The following is a 17,226-nucleotide window of genomic DNA, read 5'->3' on the forward strand; positions in this document are numbered from 1 at the left end:
TCGCATCCTTATGTGATGCGAAGACCAACGCGCTATTGTGCTTCTTGCCTTGCAACGAGACTAGAATGAAAACACCATGACTGATCTATCGCTGATTCCTACCGTGACCGACGAAACCCCGGTTCGCGTTCGTTTCTGCCCATCGCCTACGGGCACTCCACATGTTGGCCTGATCCGTACCGCCTTGTTCAACTGGGCATACGCACGCCACACCGGGGGCAAGATGATTTTCCGTATCGAAGATACGGATGCGAAGCGCGACTCCGAAGAAAGCTACAACCAGCTGCTGGACGCCTTGGCGTGGCTGGGCATCGATTGGGATGAAGGCGTCAATGTCGGTGGCCCGCATGAGCCTTACCGCCAGTCCCAGCGCGGCGACATCTATCAGGATGTCATTGCAAAGCTTCGCGCTGCCGGGCACGTCTATGAGTCCTACTCCACCCCGGAAGAAGTCGAGGCTCGCCACAAGGCGGCAGACCGCGACCCAAAGCTGGGTTATGACAACTTTGACCGCGACTTGAGCGACGAGCAAATTGCCGCGTTCAAGGCCGAGGGCCGCGAACCGGTGCTGCGTATTCGCATGCCAGAAGAAGACCTCACCTTCACCGACTTGGTCCGTGGCGAAATCACGTTCAAGCCGGGCACCATTCCAGACTTCGTGGTGGTTCGGGCAAACGGCCAGCCGCTGTACACCCTGGTTAATCCCGTGGACGATGCCTTGATGGGCATTACTCACGTGCTGCGTGGTGAAGACCTGCTCTCGTCCACTCCTCGCCAGATCGTGCTCTACCGCGCCCTGATCGACATCAAGGTGGCTCAGTACATGCCACTGTTCGGCCACCTTCCCTACGTGATGGGCCAGGGCAATAAGAAGCTCTCCAAGCGAGACCCCGAGTCGAGCCTGTTCTTGCACCGCGACCGCGGCTTCATCCCCGAGGGATTGCTGAATTACCTCTCGCTCCTGGGCTGGTCGTTGAGCGCAGATGAAGACATCTTCACTCGTGAACAGCTAATCGAAGCCTTTGATGTCAAGGACGTGCTGTCTAACCCCGCACGGTTCGACCTGAAAAAGGCGGAAGCCATTAACGGCACCCACGTACGCCTGCTCGGGCCACAGGACTTCCGCGACCGGCTGGTTCCGTACCTGCAGGCTGCCGAGCTTGTTGGATCCGAACTTACCGCTCGTGAGAACGAAGTCCTTGATGCGGCTGCACCGTTGGTCCAGGAACGCATTGGGCTATTGGGCGAAGCTGCAGAGATGATGGAATTCCTCTTCAAAACTGATGACCAGATCGTGATTGACGACAAGGCCCTGAAGGGAATGCCAACGAACCTTGTCGAAGTCGTAGAAGCGAGCATTCAGGCTTTGGAGGGCGTTCAGGCCTGGAACGCCGAAACCATTCAGGAAGCGCTGCGCGCCAAGCTGATTGACGAGCTCGGATTGAAGCCACGTCAGGCTTTCGGGCCGGCACGTGTCGCTGTCTCCGGAAAGCGAGTCTCGCCACCGCTGTTCGAGTCAATGGAAATTCTGGGCCGGGAATCCAGCCTGAACCGTCTTCGCGTGTTCGGTGAATCCCGCTAGCAGGGTAAAACCTGAATGAGTGAAATAAAGAACGCCTTCGATATCTCTGTCCTTTCGGATGGACGTATCGAAGGCGTTCTTTTTGATATTGAAGATACTTTAACGGATTTGCGTACGGTGCCATCGAGGCATTCATCGCGATGTCCGCCGAAAAACTGTAAGACGTCACGCGCGCCGTACTTTGCTCTCTTAGCAGAGGGCTTCGCCGTTGATCAAGCGGGCGACTACGCGCGATGCATGTCCGGAGAACTCGCAGTCCTAGCACAGCGCCAACAGCGCCTGAAGCGTTCTTTCGCACTAGCCTGACAAGAGATGCCCCGCAATGACGAGTTGCGCATCTGGGTCGAAGAGTACGCGTCTTGCCAGCGAACGAAGCCGGAGGCGGCGGGCCTCTCAGGATTCTCCGTGGTGAATGGTGCCGGTACCGCGGGCGTTCCGAAACCAAATCCGCCACTATTTTTGGCAGGATGCTCTGAATCGGCAACCTTGCCCCCTAGGACGCTGTACGTCGGAGATAATCCCGTTAGAGACGTGCGCGGCGCGAAGAACGTAGGACTCATCGCGGCTTTGGTTGTCCGCACATTGGAGCGTGAGCCCCACTCCGGAGCCACGATGGCCGGCCTGGCAGAGCTCACCGCTCTGCTGCGGAAAACCGCATGACTCACGACGGACTCTAAGCGCGCATGATCAATTTGTCATGGCTCGGCTACGTGGGTATAGTTAATTCTCGTGCTACGGCGTGCGATCCGAATCCCTTCGAGGTTTTTTGATCAAACGTCCAAGTCACATTGGGATATGGTGTAATTGGCAACACAACGGTTTCTGGTTCCGTCATTCTAGGTTCGAGTCCTGGTATCCCAGCGCTTCACCAGAGTAATTTGGTGAGTTGAAGAGAAATCTTCAACGTACGGCCCCATCGTATAGCGGCCTAGTACTCCGCCCTCTCACGGCGGCAACACGGGTTCGAATCCCGTTGGGGTCACGAAAACCACGACACGGTCGTGGTTTTTTCCTTTAACCGGCCAAAGCATTCGTGTGCTGATGGCAGAGCGCTTTCCATAAGGCATGATGGAGCTTATGGAGTCCACATCATTGCCGCAGGAGCCGACCGAACCGGCGAACCAGCTACCTGACGCCGGTGCCGTTCAGTTACTGGATCGGTTTGCCAAGCTCGAATCGTCATTGAATGATCTGAACTTTATCCTCTCCACCTCGCATTCAGCTCCCGGCGGCGAACAGCTAAGAGTAAAGGCTTTGCACCAGATTAATGATTATCTGGAACCTCGGCTCAAGAACTTGAACGCCCCGCTGCTGGCTGTTGTTGGCGGATCAACCGGTGCCGGTAAATCCACCTTGGTGAACTCCCTGCTCGGCGACCAGATAAGCCGCTCCGGCGCCGTGCGACCCACCACGCGAACGCCCGTGCTTGCGGTCAACCCCGCAGACGAACCTTGGTTCGCAAACGAACGGGTACTTCCCGAACTGACCCGGCTGAGCGGCGCAGGCTTCAGCGCAGGGCATGGGATGGACCGCCACGACGCGCTGCTTGTTGTGCCGCATCCGAACGTTCCGCGCGGGCTTGCAATCCTCGACGCACCGGACATCGATTCGGTTTCCGATGACAATCGCGCCCTAGCCGGACAGCTCTTGAACGCCGCAGACCTCTGGATCTTCGTCACCACGGCAAACCGCTATGCCGACGCTATTCCGTGGGAAGTCCTGACCGAAGCAGGCGTCCGGGAAATCACGGTATGCGTGATTCTCAACCGTGTCCCGGCCGGCGCCGAAACGGATATCGTTCCAGATCTCGAACGGTTGCTTGTCGCAAAAAACCTGGACCCCAAACTACTCCATGTAATCAATGAAGTTCAGCTGGACGAACAAGCAATGATTCCCGGGGAACGAATTGAACCATTTTCGGCTTGGCTGAATTCCTTGGCTGCTGACGCCACCGAACGCCAACGCATCGCTGAGCAAACACTCGAAGGCGCAATCAGGAGATTGCACGAAGATCTCCACGCGCTCAGCGAAGAAGCCGAAGACCAAGACTCGCAACTCAAAGCCCTGGGGAAGGTCGCGACCGAACGCTTTGAATTCGCCGTGGGCAAAACCACTGAAGCCCTGAACGACGGTTCGCTCCTTCGTGGCGAGATCCTCGCCAGATGGCAAGATTTTGTGGGAGCCGGCGAACTACTGCGCGGCATTGAAGGCGTCATAGGCAGAATTCGAGACCGAGTCGGTTCCTTTTTCAGCGGGAAGCCGGTGGCGACCCATCGGGTGGAAGAAGCAATAGAATCTGGGCTTCACACCGTGTTGGTCAGCGAAATCACCAATGCCTTCCAAGACATTGATCGTAATTGGCGCAATACACCCATCGGGACACATCTTTTAGCATCGCTCCCGGCAGAGCGCCCCGGAAAAGACCTCGAAGTTCGGGCTGCGGATAGCATCCGGGCGTGGCAGAAAGATGTCTTGGAAATGATCCGGAGCGAGGGAGCTGGCAAACGAAAAACCGCGAGGATTGCTGCCTTCGGCGTCAATGGTGTGGCGGTAGCGCTCATGGTTGTCGTCTTCGCTTCTACCGCCGGCATGACCGGGCTGGAACTAGGCATCGCCGGTGGCTCTGCCGTTGTGGGACAGAAATTATTGGAAGCAATATTCGGTGAAGAGGCAGTCCGGCGTATGGCCACGCGCGCACGAACCATGCTGGAAGCCAGAACACGCGAACTCATGGATGAGAACCTGGCTGTCTATCGGGGACAGATCGAAGCTAATCTTCAGCCGCTAATCGTGCAAGAACTACGCGAACAGGTCAACGGTCTGCGCAAGGGAGGATTCAAGGCATGAGCGAGCGCAAGGTGAATCGTGCTCATTCGGGGCTTAGCGAGCAAATCAACGCGGTGGTTTCGGCAATGCAGATTGCCGAACACTATCTTGAACCTGAAGTAGTTGATCACGCTGCGGTGGTCATCGAACGAGCGGAAGCCCGCCGCCAACTGTCGGCAGACCACGTGGTCTTCGGGCTGTTCGGTGCGACAGGCAGCGGCAAGTCATCGCTTTTCAACGCGCTTGTCGGGTCAGATATTGCACAAACCGGCGTCATTCGGCCCACCACTACCAAGACGGTGGCCGCCATTTGGCAGCCGGAAGGCGCCGGTGAGCTGCTCGATTGGCTGGAAGTCAGCGAGCGTCATGTTCTTGATTCGCAGGTGCTTGGTGCGGAAGCAAAAAAACCACAGGACCAAAGTGGAGGACTGATCCTGCTCGACCTGCCGGATATGGATTCAACCTCCACCGAGCACCATCAGATCGCTTCGCGATTGGCTGGGCAAGTCGATTATCTAGTATGGGTTCTAGATCCCCAGAAGTATGCCGACGCGTCGATTCATCATGGATACCTCAGCGAACTTTCAGGACAGCGCGGAAACCTCTTAGTCGTGCTCAACCAGATAGACACCATTGCAACTAATGATCGGGCACCAGTGAGCGGCTCCTTGGCGGCGTTGCTTGAAAGCGAAGGGGTTGGCCAGGTTCCCGTTATTTTGGCCTCAGCGCGTACGGGCGAGGGACTAGAAGAAATTCGCGGAAAGTTCGCCTCGGCACTGAAAACCAAGGTGCAAGCCACCCGGCGCTTACGCGCTGATGTTGACGAATTGCTGCGCACGCTTGAAGGCGAACTCGCCGTGCCAAAGGTCAGAATGCCAGGAGTGATGGAGCAATCCGATCTGGAGCGCAATATCGCCAAAGCTCATGGAACGCACCGCATCGCCGAGGCTGTGCAGACTTCATATAAGCTACGTGCGTCAACGAATACGGGCTGGCCAATCACTAGTTGGCTCACCCGGCTGCGCAACGATCCGCTCAAACGCATGAACCTTGGGCGTGGAATCGAAAAGCCAGAAATTTCATTGACGTCTCGTCCAGATCTTTCGATGGCCGAAAATGCCGCTGTTGACCAATCGGTAGGGCGCTATCTTAGCGAAGCCACCGAAGATCTGTCGCCGCGCTGGTCCCAATCATTGAAGGATGGCGTTCATGAGCGGAAAGAAGAACTAGCCAACGATATTGATATAGCCATTGCCAGCACCACCTTGGGCGTTGAAAAGAAGTCCTGGTGGTGGCCGGTCACCAAGTTTGTCCAATGGCTTGGCGTCATCGTGGCTCTGGTCGGCGCGTTATGGCTGGGCGGAATAGCGTTGGCCGCATACTTCCAATTCGAGTTGCCGCAGACGCCGCGAGTTGAAGGGATCGCGATTCCCACGCTGATGGTCTTCACCGGGATACTTCTGGGTATAGTCCTCGGGATTCTTGGTTCTTTTGTCAATAGAATGGTCGCTAGACTGAAGCGTAGGAAAGCACTCAGAAACCTGCAGAATTCAGTGTCGGGGGTCGTCCGGCGATATATCGTGGACCCCACAGCACACCACTTAGAGCAATACAACAGTTATGCAGCGTTGATTTCCAACGCGGCGAAGAAAGCCGAATAGCAACCTGTGACTAATCAACAGACTGACAATAGCCCGACCGTGGGCGACATTGGTGAACAAGGAATCTTGAACGAGATCCTTCCGCTCTTGGACGCCAAGGATGCGGGACTCGGGCCTGGAGATGATGCCGGAGCGCTACGCGTTGCCGGGGGAGAAGTGGTCGTCTCCGTGGATACCATTGTCCAAGACCAAGATTTCCGTTTGGTTTGGCCCAGCGGACACGAACATGCGGCGTATGACATCGGCTGGAAGTCGATAGCTCAAAATGTTTCTGACATCAACGCCATGGGCGGCGTCCCTACAGGTGCCGTCATTTCACTTTCCATGCCAGCGGAGGTTTCGCTGTTTTGGGCCAAGGAATTCGCTCGTGGAATTGCTGCCGCGATTTCTTCGCTCGGGGCCGAGCGCTTGGCCGTTTTAGGCGGTGACCTCAGCCGTTCATCTGAGATTTCGGTGACTACCACCGTGTTGGGCGAGTGCGAATATGGAAAAGTCCTTCGCACGGGGGCTAAGCCCGGAGATCGGCTCGCCGTAGCAGGCCGGCTTGGTGCAGCTGGGGCGGGGCTAGCCTTGCTAGAGGGAAAGCACGAAGCAACGTCCTGGAGCCGCGCGGTGCTTCGTCTTGCCGATGCCCAGTGCAAGCCAACCCCGCCCTTGGAATCTGGCCCGCGGGCTGCCCAAGCCGGCGCCCACGCCATGATGGATATTTCAGACGGGCTCGTCCGAGATGCCGGACGACTGGCCAAGGCGAGTCATGTCAGCATCGAGTTAGATAGTTCCGCTCTTGAAGTCTTTGCACATCGGCTGGAACCAGCGGCAAAGCTCTTGGACTTTGATCCTATGCAGTGGGTACTGCACGGCGGTGAGGACTTCGGGCTGCTCGCTTGCTTCCCGGCAGGCATTGGGATTCCAGAGGAATTCTCGGTGGTGGGCGAAGTGGTTCCTCTGACGGGTCGGCGTTCCAATGTTTTGCTCGATGGAAAGCAACTGGACTACCGAAGCGGCTTCGACCACTTCGGCTAAACACCCGCTGTATTATCCTTCTGATTGGATCCGCAGCAAGTCCGAAAGCTCGCGCGCGGCATTGACTATGGAATCGTGGTGGATCTTTCCCGGCTGGCGGGTCAGTCGTTCAATCGGGCCAGACATCGATAATGCTGCAATGACCCGACCCGATTGGCCGCGCACGGGAGCCGATACCGAGGCGACACCTGGTTCACGTTCGCCTAGCGACTGGGCCCACCCGCGGCGACGTACCCCGGCCAAGATGGTCGGGGTAAATCGAGCGTGTTGCAAGCCGCCGATCATGCGTTCGTTGTCTTCCCAGGCTAAGAGAACCTGCGCGGCGGAACCTGCCTTCATGGACAACTGAGTACCCACCGGAATGGTGTCGCGCAATCCCACAGGACGTTCTGCGCTGGCGATACACACACGGAATTCACCCTGCTTGCGGAATACCTGTGTGCTCTCACCGGTCAGGTCGCGCAGCTTGGTCAATACCGGCCCCGCAGTGCTGACCAATCTGTCTTCACCGGCCGCGCTGGCGAGTTCGACAAGTCGTCCACCGAGCTCAAATCGGCCGTGCAAGTCGCGGCCCACCAGGCCATGGTGCACCAATGATTGGGCGATGCGGTGCACCGTTGGCCGGGAAATTCTCGTGATCTCTACCAGCTGCGAGAGGGACGTTGGCCCATTTTCCAATGCATTGAGAATGGCTGCTGCCTTATCCAGAACACCAACACCGCTACCTGTAGTCATAAAACCATTATCATGTCTCAGTATTTGAGATTCAAGTCCAGATACTGGAAATGGAGTTCTGTGAAGTGTCAAAGTAATGGTGTTGATAGTTCGTAGCTTGAGGAGTGTGTCGCATGTCCACCATGCAGTCGCCCCAGACCTTGGCAGAAAAGGTCTGGAACGCGCACGTAGTGCGCCAGGGAGAAGGGCAGGGCGAAGCCCGTCAGCCCGATTTGATCTACATTGACCTTCACCTGCTACACGAGGTCACCTCGCCGCAAGCCTTCGAAGGCCTGCGGTTGGCCGGGCGCAAGCTGCGCCGCCCAGATCTCACTATCGCCACCGAGGATCACAACACCCCGACCCTCGACATCGACAAGCCCATTGCGGATTTGACCAGCCGGACACAGATTTTCACCTTGCGAGATAACTGCAAGGAATTCGGTGTTCGCCTGCACTCCTTGGGTGACAAGGAACAGGGGATCGTGCACGTGGTTGGCCCGCAGCTGGGTCTGACGCAGCCGGGCATGACCGTGGTGTGCGGTGACTCCCACACCTCAACCCACGGCGCCTTCGGTGCATTGGCCTTCGGCATCGGTACGTCCGAGGTTGAGCACGTGATGGCAACCCAGTCGTTGAGCCTGAAGCCATTCAAGACCATGTCCGTCAATGTTGAAGGCACGCTCAAGCCCGGAGTGACCGCAAAGGACATTATCTTGGCTGTCATCGCCAAGATCGGCACCGGCGGCGGGCAGGGCTACGTGTTGGAATACCGTGGCTCCGCGATCCGTGCGTTGTCCATGGACGCACGCATGACCATCTGCAATATGTCGATTGAGGCCGGTGCGCGCGCAGGAATGATTGCGCCGGACGAAACCACCTTTGAATATGTCAAGGGCCGCCCGCATGCGCCACAGGGTGCCGACTGGGATGCCGCTGTTGAATATTGGCAGACTCTGCAAAGCGATGAAGGCGCACGCTTCGACAATGAAGTGTTCCTGAACGCGGATGAATTGGAACCATTCGTCACCTGGGGAACCAACCCGGGGCAAGGCGTTTCACTTTCCTCCAGGGTTCCGGTACCTGAAGATTTTGAAGACGAAAACGATCGCAAGGCCTGCGAACGCGCACTCGAATACATGGGACTCATCGGTGGAACACCGATGAAGGAAATCCGTGTCGACACCGTATTCCTGGGTTCCTGCACCAACTCGCGGATGGAAGACCTGCGCGCCGCGGCCGAGATTATCAAGGGCCGTGAAAAGGACCCGCAGATCCGCATGATCGTGGTTCCAGGTTCGGCACGAGTTCGACTCGAAGCCGAAGCGGAAGGCCTTGACCAAGTGTTCAAGGACTTTGGTGCCGAGTGGCGTTTTGCTGGCTGCTCCATGTGCTTGGGGATGAACCCGGATCAATTGGCTGAGGAGGAACGCTGCGCGTCCACTTCAAACCGAAACTTTGAAGGACGTCAAGGCAAGGGCGGGCGCACCCACCTGGTGTCCCCGCTGGTCGCAGCGGCCACCGCCGTCCGTGGCACGCTGGCTTCGCCTTCGGATCTCATTAACGCTCCGGTATCGGTCTAGGAAGGAACACCATCATGGAAAAAGTTATTACCCACACCGGGATTGGTGTCCCACTGCGTCAGAGCAATATCGACACCGACCAGATCATCCCGGCCGTCTACCTCAAGCGAATCACTCGCACGGGCTTTGAAGATGCGTTGTTTGCCGGCTGGCGCCGGGATGAAAATTTCATCCTGAATACCGAGCCGTACACGAATGGTTCGGTGCTGGTTGCCGGTCCGGACTTCGGCACCGGTTCATCCCGTGAACACGCGGTCTGGGCCTTGAAGGACTATGGCTTCAAAGCGGTTATCTCCTCACGTTTTGCCGATATCTTTCGCGGCAACTCGGGTAAGCAGGGCCTAGTTGCTGCCGAGGTCGCGCAGAGCGATATCGAACTGATCTGGAAGGAACTGGAGAACAATCCCGGTACCGAGGTCACCGTAAATTTGGAAGCACGCACCGTGCAGTGCGGTTCGATCCTGGCACCATTCCAGATCGATGACTACACGCGTTGGCGTCTGATGGAGGGCCTTGATGATATTGGCCTGACCCTGCAGCATGAGGAAGACATCACATCCTTCGAAGCTACTCGTCCAGCGTTCAAGCCGCAGACCTTACCTGCAAGAACTGCCGGCTAACAACGAATTTAAGCCTCGTCCGTACCCACTAGTAAGTGTCTGCGGGCGAGGCTTTTCTCGTTTTGTCGCAATTGCGAGCGGGTCCATCGATGGTCCAACCCTGAAAGCATGCTCACAATGTGTGCGCCACGGGCTAAACTGCCCAGAACTGCTCCCACGATGGCGGTATGCTTGCTAAGTCCTGCCTGTTTTGTTGGCCCACCGGTCCGGGCAGGAAAAACGACTACGCGATGAGGTTTATTCATACATGGGTAAGATTCTAACGGTCCATGGCGGTGTCCCCTTGAAGGGCACCGTTCGAGTAGGCGGCGCTAAGAACCTGGTCCCTAAGGCAATGGTTGCAGCCCTGCTCGGAAGCTCTCCCTCGGTACTACGCAACGTACCGGAAATCAAAGACGTCGCGGTAGTGCGTAGCCTTTTGGAGATCCATGGTGTCAAGGTTTCCCAGGATCCTGAAACAGGCGACCTGACCATGGATCCGGTCGCGGCGAAGAGTGCCTCGAATCAGGCGATTGACGCCCACGCAGGCGACTCGCGTATTCCAATTCTTTTCTGCGGCCCGCTCATCCATTCCCTAGGTGAAGCCTTCATTCCTGATCTGGGTGGCTGCCGTATTGGTGACCGGCCAATCGACTTCCACTTAGAGGTGCTGCGCGAATTCGGCGCGGTCGTGGACAAGGAAGCGGCAGGTATCCGCATTTCTGCACCCATGGGGCTGACCGGCGCCAAGCTTGAACTTCAATACCCAAGTGTTGGAACCACTGAGCAAGTCCTGCTCTCTGCGGTACGCGCCAAGGGCGTGACCGAAGTCAGCAACGCTGCTATCGAGCCTGAGATCTTGGATCTCATTTCTTTGCTGCAAAAAATGGGTGCCATCATTTCGGTTCACCGTGACCGTGTCATCCGTATCCAGGGCGTTGATGAACTGCGCGGCTATGACCACTACGCGTTGCCCGACCGCAATGAGGCAGCCTCATGGGCTTCGGCAGCGCTGGTCACCAAGGGTGACATTTTCGTAGAAGATGCTCAGCAGCGGGATCTGACCGCATTCCTTCATGTCTACCGCCAGATCGGTGGCGAGTTCGAGGTCGCCCACAACGGTATACGTTTCTTCCACCCAGGCGGCGAGCTAAATCCGTTGATCTTGGAGACCGACGTGCATCCAGGCTTCATGACGGACTGGCAGCAGCCGTTGGTTGTCGCGTTGACGCAGGCCAATGGCGTTTCGGTGATCCACGAAACCGTTTACGAAAACCGCTTCGGCTTCACTGACGCCTTGGTGCGCATGGGCGCTACGGTTCAGGTGCATACGGATTGCTTGGGATCCACCCCATGCCGCTTTGGGCAGCGGAACTTCAAGCACTCTGCAGTGGTGCTGGGCCCAGCGCAGCTCAAAGGTGCAAACATTGATGTCCCGGACCTCCGTGGCGGGTTCTCCCATATGATTGCCGCGCTTGCATCCGAAGGCACCAGCAAAGTTACCGGAATTGAAATCATCAACCGTGGCTACGAGCACTTCATGGAGAAGCTCACTGCCCTGGGCGCAAATGTTGAACTGAGCAACTAGGGGAACACTGGATCGTGACAGATAATCTAGTGCACCGGGAAACAGTTAAAACCAAGACTGTCTTTGCCATCTTGGCCGGGGTTGTCCGACCGACAATGAACGTGTTGATCGGCAAGACCTGGAAGGACTTTGACAAGCTTCCCTCCGGAGGATTTATTCTTTGCCCCAATCACCTCACTGAAATTGACCCGCTCGTTGTCGGTCACGCGATCTATAGCAGTGGTCGTCTGCCTCGCTGGTTAGCCAAGGAATCCTTGTTCAAGATTCCGGTCTTCGGCGCGGCTTTGCGTGCCACCGGTCAGATCCCTGTCTCACGTAGTGGATCCAACGCGGCAGATTCGTTAAGTGCGGCGAAACGGGTTCTTGAAGCAGGCGGTGTCATCGTCATCTACCCCGAGGGTACCTTGACCCGTGATCCTGACTTGTGGCCAATGGTCGGCCGCACCGGGGCCGCGCGACTCGCGTTGCAAACTGGTGCCCCAGTAGTTCCCATGGCGCATTGGGGTGACCAAGAGCTGTTCCCTCGCTATGCCAAGAAGATGTACCCATTCCCGAGAAAACACGTCACCTTGAGCGTGGGGGATCAGGTGCAACTTGACGATCTGCGTAGTGGTCCGCGAACGCGTTCGGTCCTGCAAGCAGCAACCGAGCGAATCATGGCTTCGATTACCGAGTTGCAGTCCGAACTGCGACAGCAGACTCCGCCCGAGAAGCTCTGGAATCCGACCGAACATGGACAAACAGCTACGGGTCGGGAATTTGATGCCCCAAAACCTCCGAACGACTAAGTCTCAATACCTAGCGAAGGAAATGCCTTGAGTAAGCCGCTACCACGTAAGATCGCCGTCATGGGTGCCGGAAGCTGGGGAACAACCTTTGCGAAGGTGCTTGCGGACGCGGTGCCTGAACAAGGCATTCCGGTGCAAATTTGGGCTCGTCGGGATGAAGCCGCACAGGAAATCAATGAGCGGCACACGAACTCGCGCTATTTGCGTGACACGAGGCTTCCCGCAAATGTGACTGCATCTTCCAATGTTGAAGAAGTGCTGGCCAATGCAGACCTGGTGGTCTTGGCAATTCCGGCGCAGTCGCTTCGTGAGGAATTAGCGAAGTTCGCCGCGCACTTTGAGCAAGACGTGGTTTTGCTTTCCCTGATGAAGGGCCTGGAGCGCGGTACGGATTTGCGTATGAGCGAAGTCATGGCAGAGGTCACTGGAATTCCTGCAGACCGCATTGTAGTGCTTTCCGGTCCGAACTTGGCCATGGAAATTGCCCGCGAGCAACCAACCGCTTCGGTGGTTGCCTGCACCAGCAATGAAACCGCCCATTGGATCGCACAGTTATGCTCCGCGCCTTATTTCCGTCCATATACAAATGATGACGTGCTCGGCGTAGAGCTTGGGGGCATTGTAAAAAACATCATTGCCCTGGCAGTTGGAATGTGCGACGGCATGGGGATGGGGGACAACACCAAGTCCACGGTCATTACGCGTGGATTGGCGGAGACCACTCGCCTGGTTATTTCCTTAGGCGGACGGTTGGACACCTTGGCTGGCCTGTCCGGTCTGGGCGACTTAGTCGCAACCTGCTCATCCTCGCTTTCGCGAAACAACACCGCCGGACGTCTGCTCGGTCAGGGGCTTTTCATCGAAGAAGTCAATGACCGGATGTCGCAGACGGCCGAGGGGATCAAATCCGCCCGTGCGGTCTTTGATCTCTCACGCAGTCATGGGGTAGAAATGCCTATCACCGAAGCAGTGGTGATGGTCCTGGAAGGAAACTTAAGCGTGGAGAACATGGCTGAGCGACTTCTGGCACGAGAATTGAAATCTGAAGGGGAACAGCATTAATGAGTCAGCGTAAACCACGGGTGCTATTACTCTTCGGCGGCCGTTCCTCTGAACATTCGGTCTCCTGCGTAACCGCAGCCGGCGTGATGCAGGAAATCGACAAGGATCGATTTGATGTGATCCCCGTCGGGATTACTCGCGATGGTGCTTGGACCTTAGTCGATGAAGATTCATCGGGGTGGACGTTGAGCTCCGGGAAACTTCCCGAAATCGCCGTGGCTGACAGGCCGGTCCACCTCTCAAATGATTCTGAACGTACATCCCTGCTGCATTACTCGGACTCTCAAATCACGGATTTGGGACAGATCGACGTTGTATTCCCTCTGCTCCACGGGCCCTTTGGCGAGGATGGCTCCATCCAAGGCATGCTTGAGATGTCTGGCGTCGCCTACGTAGGTTCAGGCATTGCTGCCAGCGCCATGGGCATGGACAAGCATTTTATGAAAGTCGTGTTCGAAAACGCGGGGTTCAATGTAGGTCCCTACGAAGTGATAACCAGCAAGCAATGGCTGCGCGACAGCGCAGCCGCACTGGCTCGTTGCGAAAACTTGCAGTACCCCTTGTTCGTCAAGCCTGCACGGGCCGGGTCTTCGGTGGGCATCACCAAAGTTGATGAATTCTCAGATCTCCGAGCGGCCATTGAAACGGCACGTCTTGAAGATCCAAAGGTCATTGTTGAGCAAGGAATCAGTGGCCGTGAAATTGAGTGCGGGGTACTGGAAGGCCGTCGCTCAGCGCCTGCCCGTGCATCAATGCCCGGAGAAATCGCCGTTGCTGATAATGGTCATACCTTTTATGACTTCGAAGCCAAATACGTTGATGGCACTGCCGCGAAACTTAGCTGCCCGGCGGTACTCAGCGATGAGGCTACGGCGAGCATTCGTGAGCTGGCGGTCAAAGCATTCGAAGCCATCGATGCCGAGGGATTGTCTCGGGTGGACTTTTTCTACACGCCAGATGGCCAGTGGATCATCAACGAGATCAATACCATGCCTGGCTTCACGCCTTCCAGCATGTACCCGCAGATGTGGGACAAAACCGGGATTGGCTACAGCGCTTTGATTGACGAGTTGATTGCGTTGGCCTGCGAGCGGAAAATCGGTTTACGCTAAACCGCTCAAGAAGTGTTTGACCGCGCAAGAATTAGGATCGCGGTCAAACACTTCTTTTGCATTAATCAGAGATTCACATTCTTATCGACGGTCAGGCAAGCACCCTCGGCCGGAATGCGCGAGGCTGCTTGGGAAAGCGAAGCCAGGACCGTACTGGATGGAATGACTTGCGGATCCAACACAACTTCGGTAGCTGGCGTGCGGCCGTAGGTGGTCAGCGTCCAAATCCCGTCGTCACCCTCGTGGGCAATCCAGTCAACATCATTGACTGATACGCACGGATCCGTAGTTGGTCCGGGCACCTCGACACCGCATCGCAGGACCACCTTCGAAGGGTCGCCCCACACGGACGTTGCCTGTGAATTGGTACTTCGACGCTCGGCATCGCCGACGAATTCGGGGAGGATAACCATCATCTCGGCGCACAATGGATTTCCTGCATCTGCGGCAGGCTCAACGGCGGCAATTGATGCGCACGCGGAGAGCGTCGGTGCAAGTACTGCTACTCCAACGAATAGCGCTCCTGTACGCCTAATCCTTAGATTAAGTTTTGATGACTCTTGACTCTTATTACTGAAAACTGGCACTTTATCAGCCTACCGTTCGTTTCTGAAAGATAGGATGTAAAGAGTTGAAACTGTGAAAGGTAGCATATGTCCTTTGAAGAACAGCCTGTACGCCCGCGTGCGAAGAAGAAACGTACGGGGCGTGGGATCCTTATCGGTATTCTGGCACTGGTCGTTATTGCCGGATTGGTAGCCGGCGGGTACGTATGGAATCTTGGTCGCACCTTCGATGAGAAGAGCGACAAGATCGCCGAGGCTTTCCCGGCCGAGGAGACTCGTCCAGAAGTTAAGGAAGAGTCAAAGGACGCCGTAAACATTCTGCTCCTTGGCAGCGATACACGAGCCACTCGTGATGTTGATGATGCGGAAGATGACTTTGGCACACTGCCCAATGGTGGTCGTTCGGACACGATGATGCTGGTGCATATTCCGGCTGACCGCGACGGCGTTTATGTCACGTCGGTCATGCGCGATACCTGGCTGGAAATTCCGGGCGTCGGTACTGCGAAGATCAACCGTGCTTTTGCCAGCGGAGGTGTTCCAAAAGCAGTTGAGACCTTAGAGGGCCTCTTCGGGGTGCGCATCAACCACGTAGCATCAATTGACTTTGAGGGATTCAAGGGATTGACGGACGCGCTTGGCGGCGTGACCGTTAACAATCCTCAGGCTTTCCGCCAGTCAATTACCAATGGCATGTATTTCCCGGCTGGTGTCCAGACCCTTGATGGAGAACAGGCCTTGGCCTTTGTTCGTGAACGCAAATCGTTCCCGGGCAGCGACTATGGACGAGTCAAGAACCAGCAGCTGTTTGTCAAAGCAATGCTTGGGCAGATTATGTCTAAGGAAACCCTGACCAATCCGGCTAAGCTTAATAGCGTGGTCAGTGAGATGGCACCATTTATCGCGGTTGATGAATCGTTGGATGCATCTACCGTGGCCGGTTATGCCACCTCGATGATGAATGTGCGTCCAAACGACATGACATTCTTTACGCTCCCGAACAATGGCCCTGGCCGTTCGGCGGACGGTCAGTCGATTGTCATTCCGGATATGGCAACCATAGACAAGTTTGGTACCGCGTTGCAGGAAGACAAGATGGAAGAATTCGTGAATACCACGGACCTTTCCCGCTAAGAACTGAAAGACCCGATTTCCCATGACACAAAAACTCGATACCTCCGTGCGCGCCATCGGTGAATGGTTGCAGCGGAGCGTGAAGAGTCTCGGGAATCATTCCGATCGGCTGAATGCCATTAATGTTTTCCCCGTGGCGGATGGAGATACAGGTAGCAACCTGTATCTCACCGCCCGGGCGGGGCAAGACGCGGTCAGCAAGTTGGAAAGCGATGATATCGGCGCCTTTTTGGAAGTTGCCGCCCGCGCCGCCATGGAGTCGGCGCGTGGCAATTCGGGGACGCTGCTTGCGGTCTTCCTCAGCGGTCTAGCGGAACCTTGGCTGGGTCATGACCGGCTGAATGCCAGCATTCTGGCCAAGGGGCTGGAACGCGCCAAGGTCCGCTCATGGTCTGCGCTAAGCGAGCCAGTGGAGGGCACCATGCTCTCGGTGATCAGTGCCGCCGCGCTGGCAGCCGGATCCACGCTAGCCCACCTGAAAACCGATGCCGAAAGCCGTGCAGCGCTGGATTCGGTGCTAAGCCAGGTATCCCAAGCCGCACGTATGGCCGTGCACGGCACTGAAAACGAGTTGCCCAGCCTTGAAAGTGCCGGCGTAGTAGATGCCGGGGCGGTTGGGATGCTGGTTATTCTTGATGAGCTTTGCGCTGCAGTCCGCGGCACCGAGACGGATTTCGAATATTATGAAGGATTCCATGGGTACCATATCCAAGACCCACATGTGCATCTGATCCAAAACGACGCCCAGGGTGTAGAGGTCATGTGCACCATCACCTTGGACGCTTTGGGAGCTGCGACCTTGCGTGGCCAACTGGATCGAGTCGGAGATTCGGTCATCATGTCGCCGGTCAATTCGACCAGCGAAGAATTCTACCGTTGGCGAGTCCACGTTCATGTTGCCCAAGCAGAGGCTGCGCTAGACCTCATCCGTCAACAGGGCGAGCCGGTGAACGTCAGCGTCACAGATCTGTGTACCCATGATGGATGA

General features: G+C 56.5%; 15 protein-coding genes and 2 tRNA genes. 15 read left to right on the plus strand and 2 right to left on the minus strand.

The window, feature by feature from the left end:
- Positions 1-76 precede the first annotated feature (76 nt).
- From gltX to thiL, 7 genes are all read left to right on the plus strand, one after another.
- Positions 77-1,582: a glutamate--tRNA ligase gene (gene gltX, locus ACT3UQ_RS04610; RefSeq protein ID WP_105649236.1), complete on the plus strand. Its 1,506-nt coding sequence runs from the start codon at positions 77-79 to the stop codon at positions 1,580-1,582.
- A gap of 312 nt (positions 1,583-1,894) precedes the next feature.
- Entirely contained in the window at positions 1,895-2,242 is a 348-nt protein-coding gene (locus tag ACT3UQ_RS04615) for an HAD family hydrolase (RefSeq protein WP_444636551.1), read from the plus strand.
- A 129-nt stretch (positions 2,243-2,371) separates the two neighbouring features.
- Positions 2,372-2,443: transfer RNA gene (locus ACT3UQ_RS04620), tRNA-Gln, on the plus strand.
- Between the two features lie 48 nt (positions 2,444-2,491).
- Positions 2,492-2,564, plus strand: a tRNA-Glu gene (locus ACT3UQ_RS04625).
- Positions 2,565-2,659: 95 nt separating this feature from the next.
- Entirely contained in the window at positions 2,660-4,429 is a 1,770-nt protein-coding gene (locus ACT3UQ_RS04630) for a dynamin family protein (protein ID WP_105649234.1), read from the plus strand.
- A complete protein-coding gene (locus ACT3UQ_RS04635; RefSeq protein ID WP_105649233.1) occupies positions 4,426-6,069 on the plus strand; it encodes a GTPase in 1,644 nt (547 codons plus the stop codon). Before ACT3UQ_RS04630 ends, ACT3UQ_RS04635 begins: the two co-directional genes overlap by 4 nt.
- Before the next feature lie 6 nt (positions 6,070-6,075).
- Entirely contained in the window at positions 6,076-7,092 is a 1,017-nt protein-coding gene (gene thiL, locus ACT3UQ_RS04640) for a thiamine-phosphate kinase (protein ID WP_105649232.1), read from the plus strand.
- A 12-nt stretch (positions 7,093-7,104) separates the two neighbouring features.
- Here thiL and ACT3UQ_RS04645 read toward each other — a convergent pair whose 3' ends face one another.
- On the minus strand, positions 7,105-7,827 hold the full coding sequence (locus ACT3UQ_RS04645) for an IclR family transcriptional regulator (RefSeq protein ID WP_096287226.1): 723 nt from the start codon (positions 7,825-7,827) through the stop codon (positions 7,105-7,107).
- Between the two features lie 122 nt (positions 7,828-7,949).
- Between ACT3UQ_RS04645 and leuC the strand changes: the two genes are divergently transcribed.
- The 6 genes from leuC to ACT3UQ_RS04675 all read left to right on the plus strand — a co-directional run bounded on the left by leuC (position 7,950) and on the right by ACT3UQ_RS04675 (position 14,538).
- Positions 7,950-9,389 (plus strand): 3-isopropylmalate dehydratase large subunit, encoded by a 1,440-nt coding sequence (gene leuC / locus ACT3UQ_RS04650; RefSeq protein ID WP_105649274.1) that lies wholly within the window; start codon positions 7,950-7,952, stop codon positions 9,387-9,389.
- A 14-nt stretch (positions 9,390-9,403) separates the two neighbouring features.
- The gene (leuD, locus tag ACT3UQ_RS04655; protein WP_105569208.1) at positions 9,404-10,009 is read left to right on the plus strand and encodes a 3-isopropylmalate dehydratase small subunit; all 606 of its coding nucleotides are present in this window, start codon (positions 9,404-9,406) and stop codon (positions 10,007-10,009) included.
- A gap of 247 nt (positions 10,010-10,256) precedes the next feature.
- Positions 10,257-11,576 carry a UDP-N-acetylglucosamine 1-carboxyvinyltransferase gene (murA, locus tag ACT3UQ_RS04660; protein ID WP_105569207.1) on the plus strand — a complete coding sequence of 440 codons (1,320 nt, stop codon included), beginning with the start codon at positions 10,257-10,259 and terminating at the stop codon, positions 11,574-11,576.
- A gap of 14 nt (positions 11,577-11,590) precedes the next feature.
- Positions 11,591-12,364 (plus strand): lysophospholipid acyltransferase family protein, encoded by a 774-nt coding sequence (locus tag ACT3UQ_RS04665; RefSeq protein ID WP_444636552.1) that lies wholly within the window; start codon positions 11,591-11,593, stop codon positions 12,362-12,364.
- A gap of 27 nt (positions 12,365-12,391) precedes the next feature.
- A complete protein-coding gene (locus tag ACT3UQ_RS04670) occupies positions 12,392-13,426 on the plus strand; it encodes an NAD(P)H-dependent glycerol-3-phosphate dehydrogenase (RefSeq protein WP_444636553.1) in 1,035 nt (344 codons plus the stop codon).
- Positions 13,426-14,538 carry a D-alanine--D-alanine ligase family protein gene (locus tag ACT3UQ_RS04675; RefSeq protein ID WP_105649230.1) on the plus strand — a complete coding sequence of 371 codons (1,113 nt, stop codon included), beginning with the start codon at positions 13,426-13,428 and terminating at the stop codon, positions 14,536-14,538. Before ACT3UQ_RS04670 ends, ACT3UQ_RS04675 begins: the two co-directional genes overlap by 1 nt.
- Positions 14,539-14,603: 65 nt before the next feature.
- On the opposite strand, the gene ACT3UQ_RS04680 is transcribed toward ACT3UQ_RS04675, so the two are convergent.
- Positions 14,604-15,125 carry a DUF3515 domain-containing protein gene (locus tag ACT3UQ_RS04680; RefSeq protein WP_308727283.1) on the minus strand — a complete coding sequence of 174 codons (522 nt, stop codon included), beginning with the start codon at positions 15,123-15,125 and terminating at the stop codon, positions 14,604-14,606.
- A gap of 66 nt (positions 15,126-15,191) precedes the next feature.
- Here ACT3UQ_RS04680 and ACT3UQ_RS04685 point away from each other — a divergent pair, with 66 nt between their 5' ends.
- Positions 15,192-16,238, plus strand: coding sequence for an LCP family protein (locus tag ACT3UQ_RS04685; protein ID WP_105649229.1), 1,047 nt, complete (start codon positions 15,192-15,194; stop codon positions 16,236-16,238).
- Between the two features lie 22 nt (positions 16,239-16,260).
- A complete protein-coding gene (locus ACT3UQ_RS04690) occupies positions 16,261-17,226 on the plus strand; it encodes a DAK2 domain-containing protein (RefSeq protein WP_181148279.1) in 966 nt (321 codons plus the stop codon).

The organism is Glutamicibacter sp. AOP12-B1-11 (genome assembly GCF_052379245.1).
Classification (GTDB): domain Bacteria; phylum Actinomycetota; class Actinomycetes; order Actinomycetales; family Micrococcaceae; genus Glutamicibacter.

Excerpts from the sequence above, each read along its gene's own strand:
- leuC (WP_105649274.1), top strand. The coding sequence starts at position 7,950 with ATGCAGTCGCCCCAGACCTTGGCAGAAAAGGTCTGGAACGCGCACGTA.
- ACT3UQ_RS04685 (WP_105649229.1), top strand. The coding sequence starts at position 15,192 with ATGTCCTTTGAAGAACAGCCTGTACGCCCGCGTGCGAAGAAGAAACGT.
- ACT3UQ_RS04630 (WP_105649234.1), top strand. The coding sequence starts at position 2,660 with ATGGAGTCCACATCATTGCCGCAGGAGCCGACCGAACCGGCGAACCAG.
- leuD (WP_105569208.1), top strand. The coding sequence starts at position 9,404 with ATGGAAAAAGTTATTACCCACACCGGGATTGGTGTCCCACTGCGTCAG.
- ACT3UQ_RS04675 (WP_105649230.1), top strand. The coding sequence starts at position 13,426 with ATGAGTCAGCGTAAACCACGGGTGCTATTACTCTTCGGCGGCCGTTCC.
- murA (WP_105569207.1), top strand. The coding sequence starts at position 10,257 with ATGGGTAAGATTCTAACGGTCCATGGCGGTGTCCCCTTGAAGGGCACC.
- ACT3UQ_RS04615 (WP_444636551.1), top strand. The coding sequence starts at position 1,895 with ATGCCCCGCAATGACGAGTTGCGCATCTGGGTCGAAGAGTACGCGTCT.
- gltX (WP_105649236.1), top strand. The coding sequence starts at position 77 with ATGACTGATCTATCGCTGATTCCTACCGTGACCGACGAAACCCCGGTT.
- ACT3UQ_RS04690 (WP_181148279.1), top strand. The coding sequence starts at position 16,261 with ATGACACAAAAACTCGATACCTCCGTGCGCGCCATCGGTGAATGGTTG.
- ACT3UQ_RS04635 (WP_105649233.1), top strand. The coding sequence starts at position 4,426 with ATGAGCGAGCGCAAGGTGAATCGTGCTCATTCGGGGCTTAGCGAGCAA.
- ACT3UQ_RS04645 (WP_096287226.1), bottom strand. The coding sequence starts at position 7,827 with ATGACTACAGGTAGCGGTGTTGGTGTTCTGGATAAGGCAGCAGCCATT.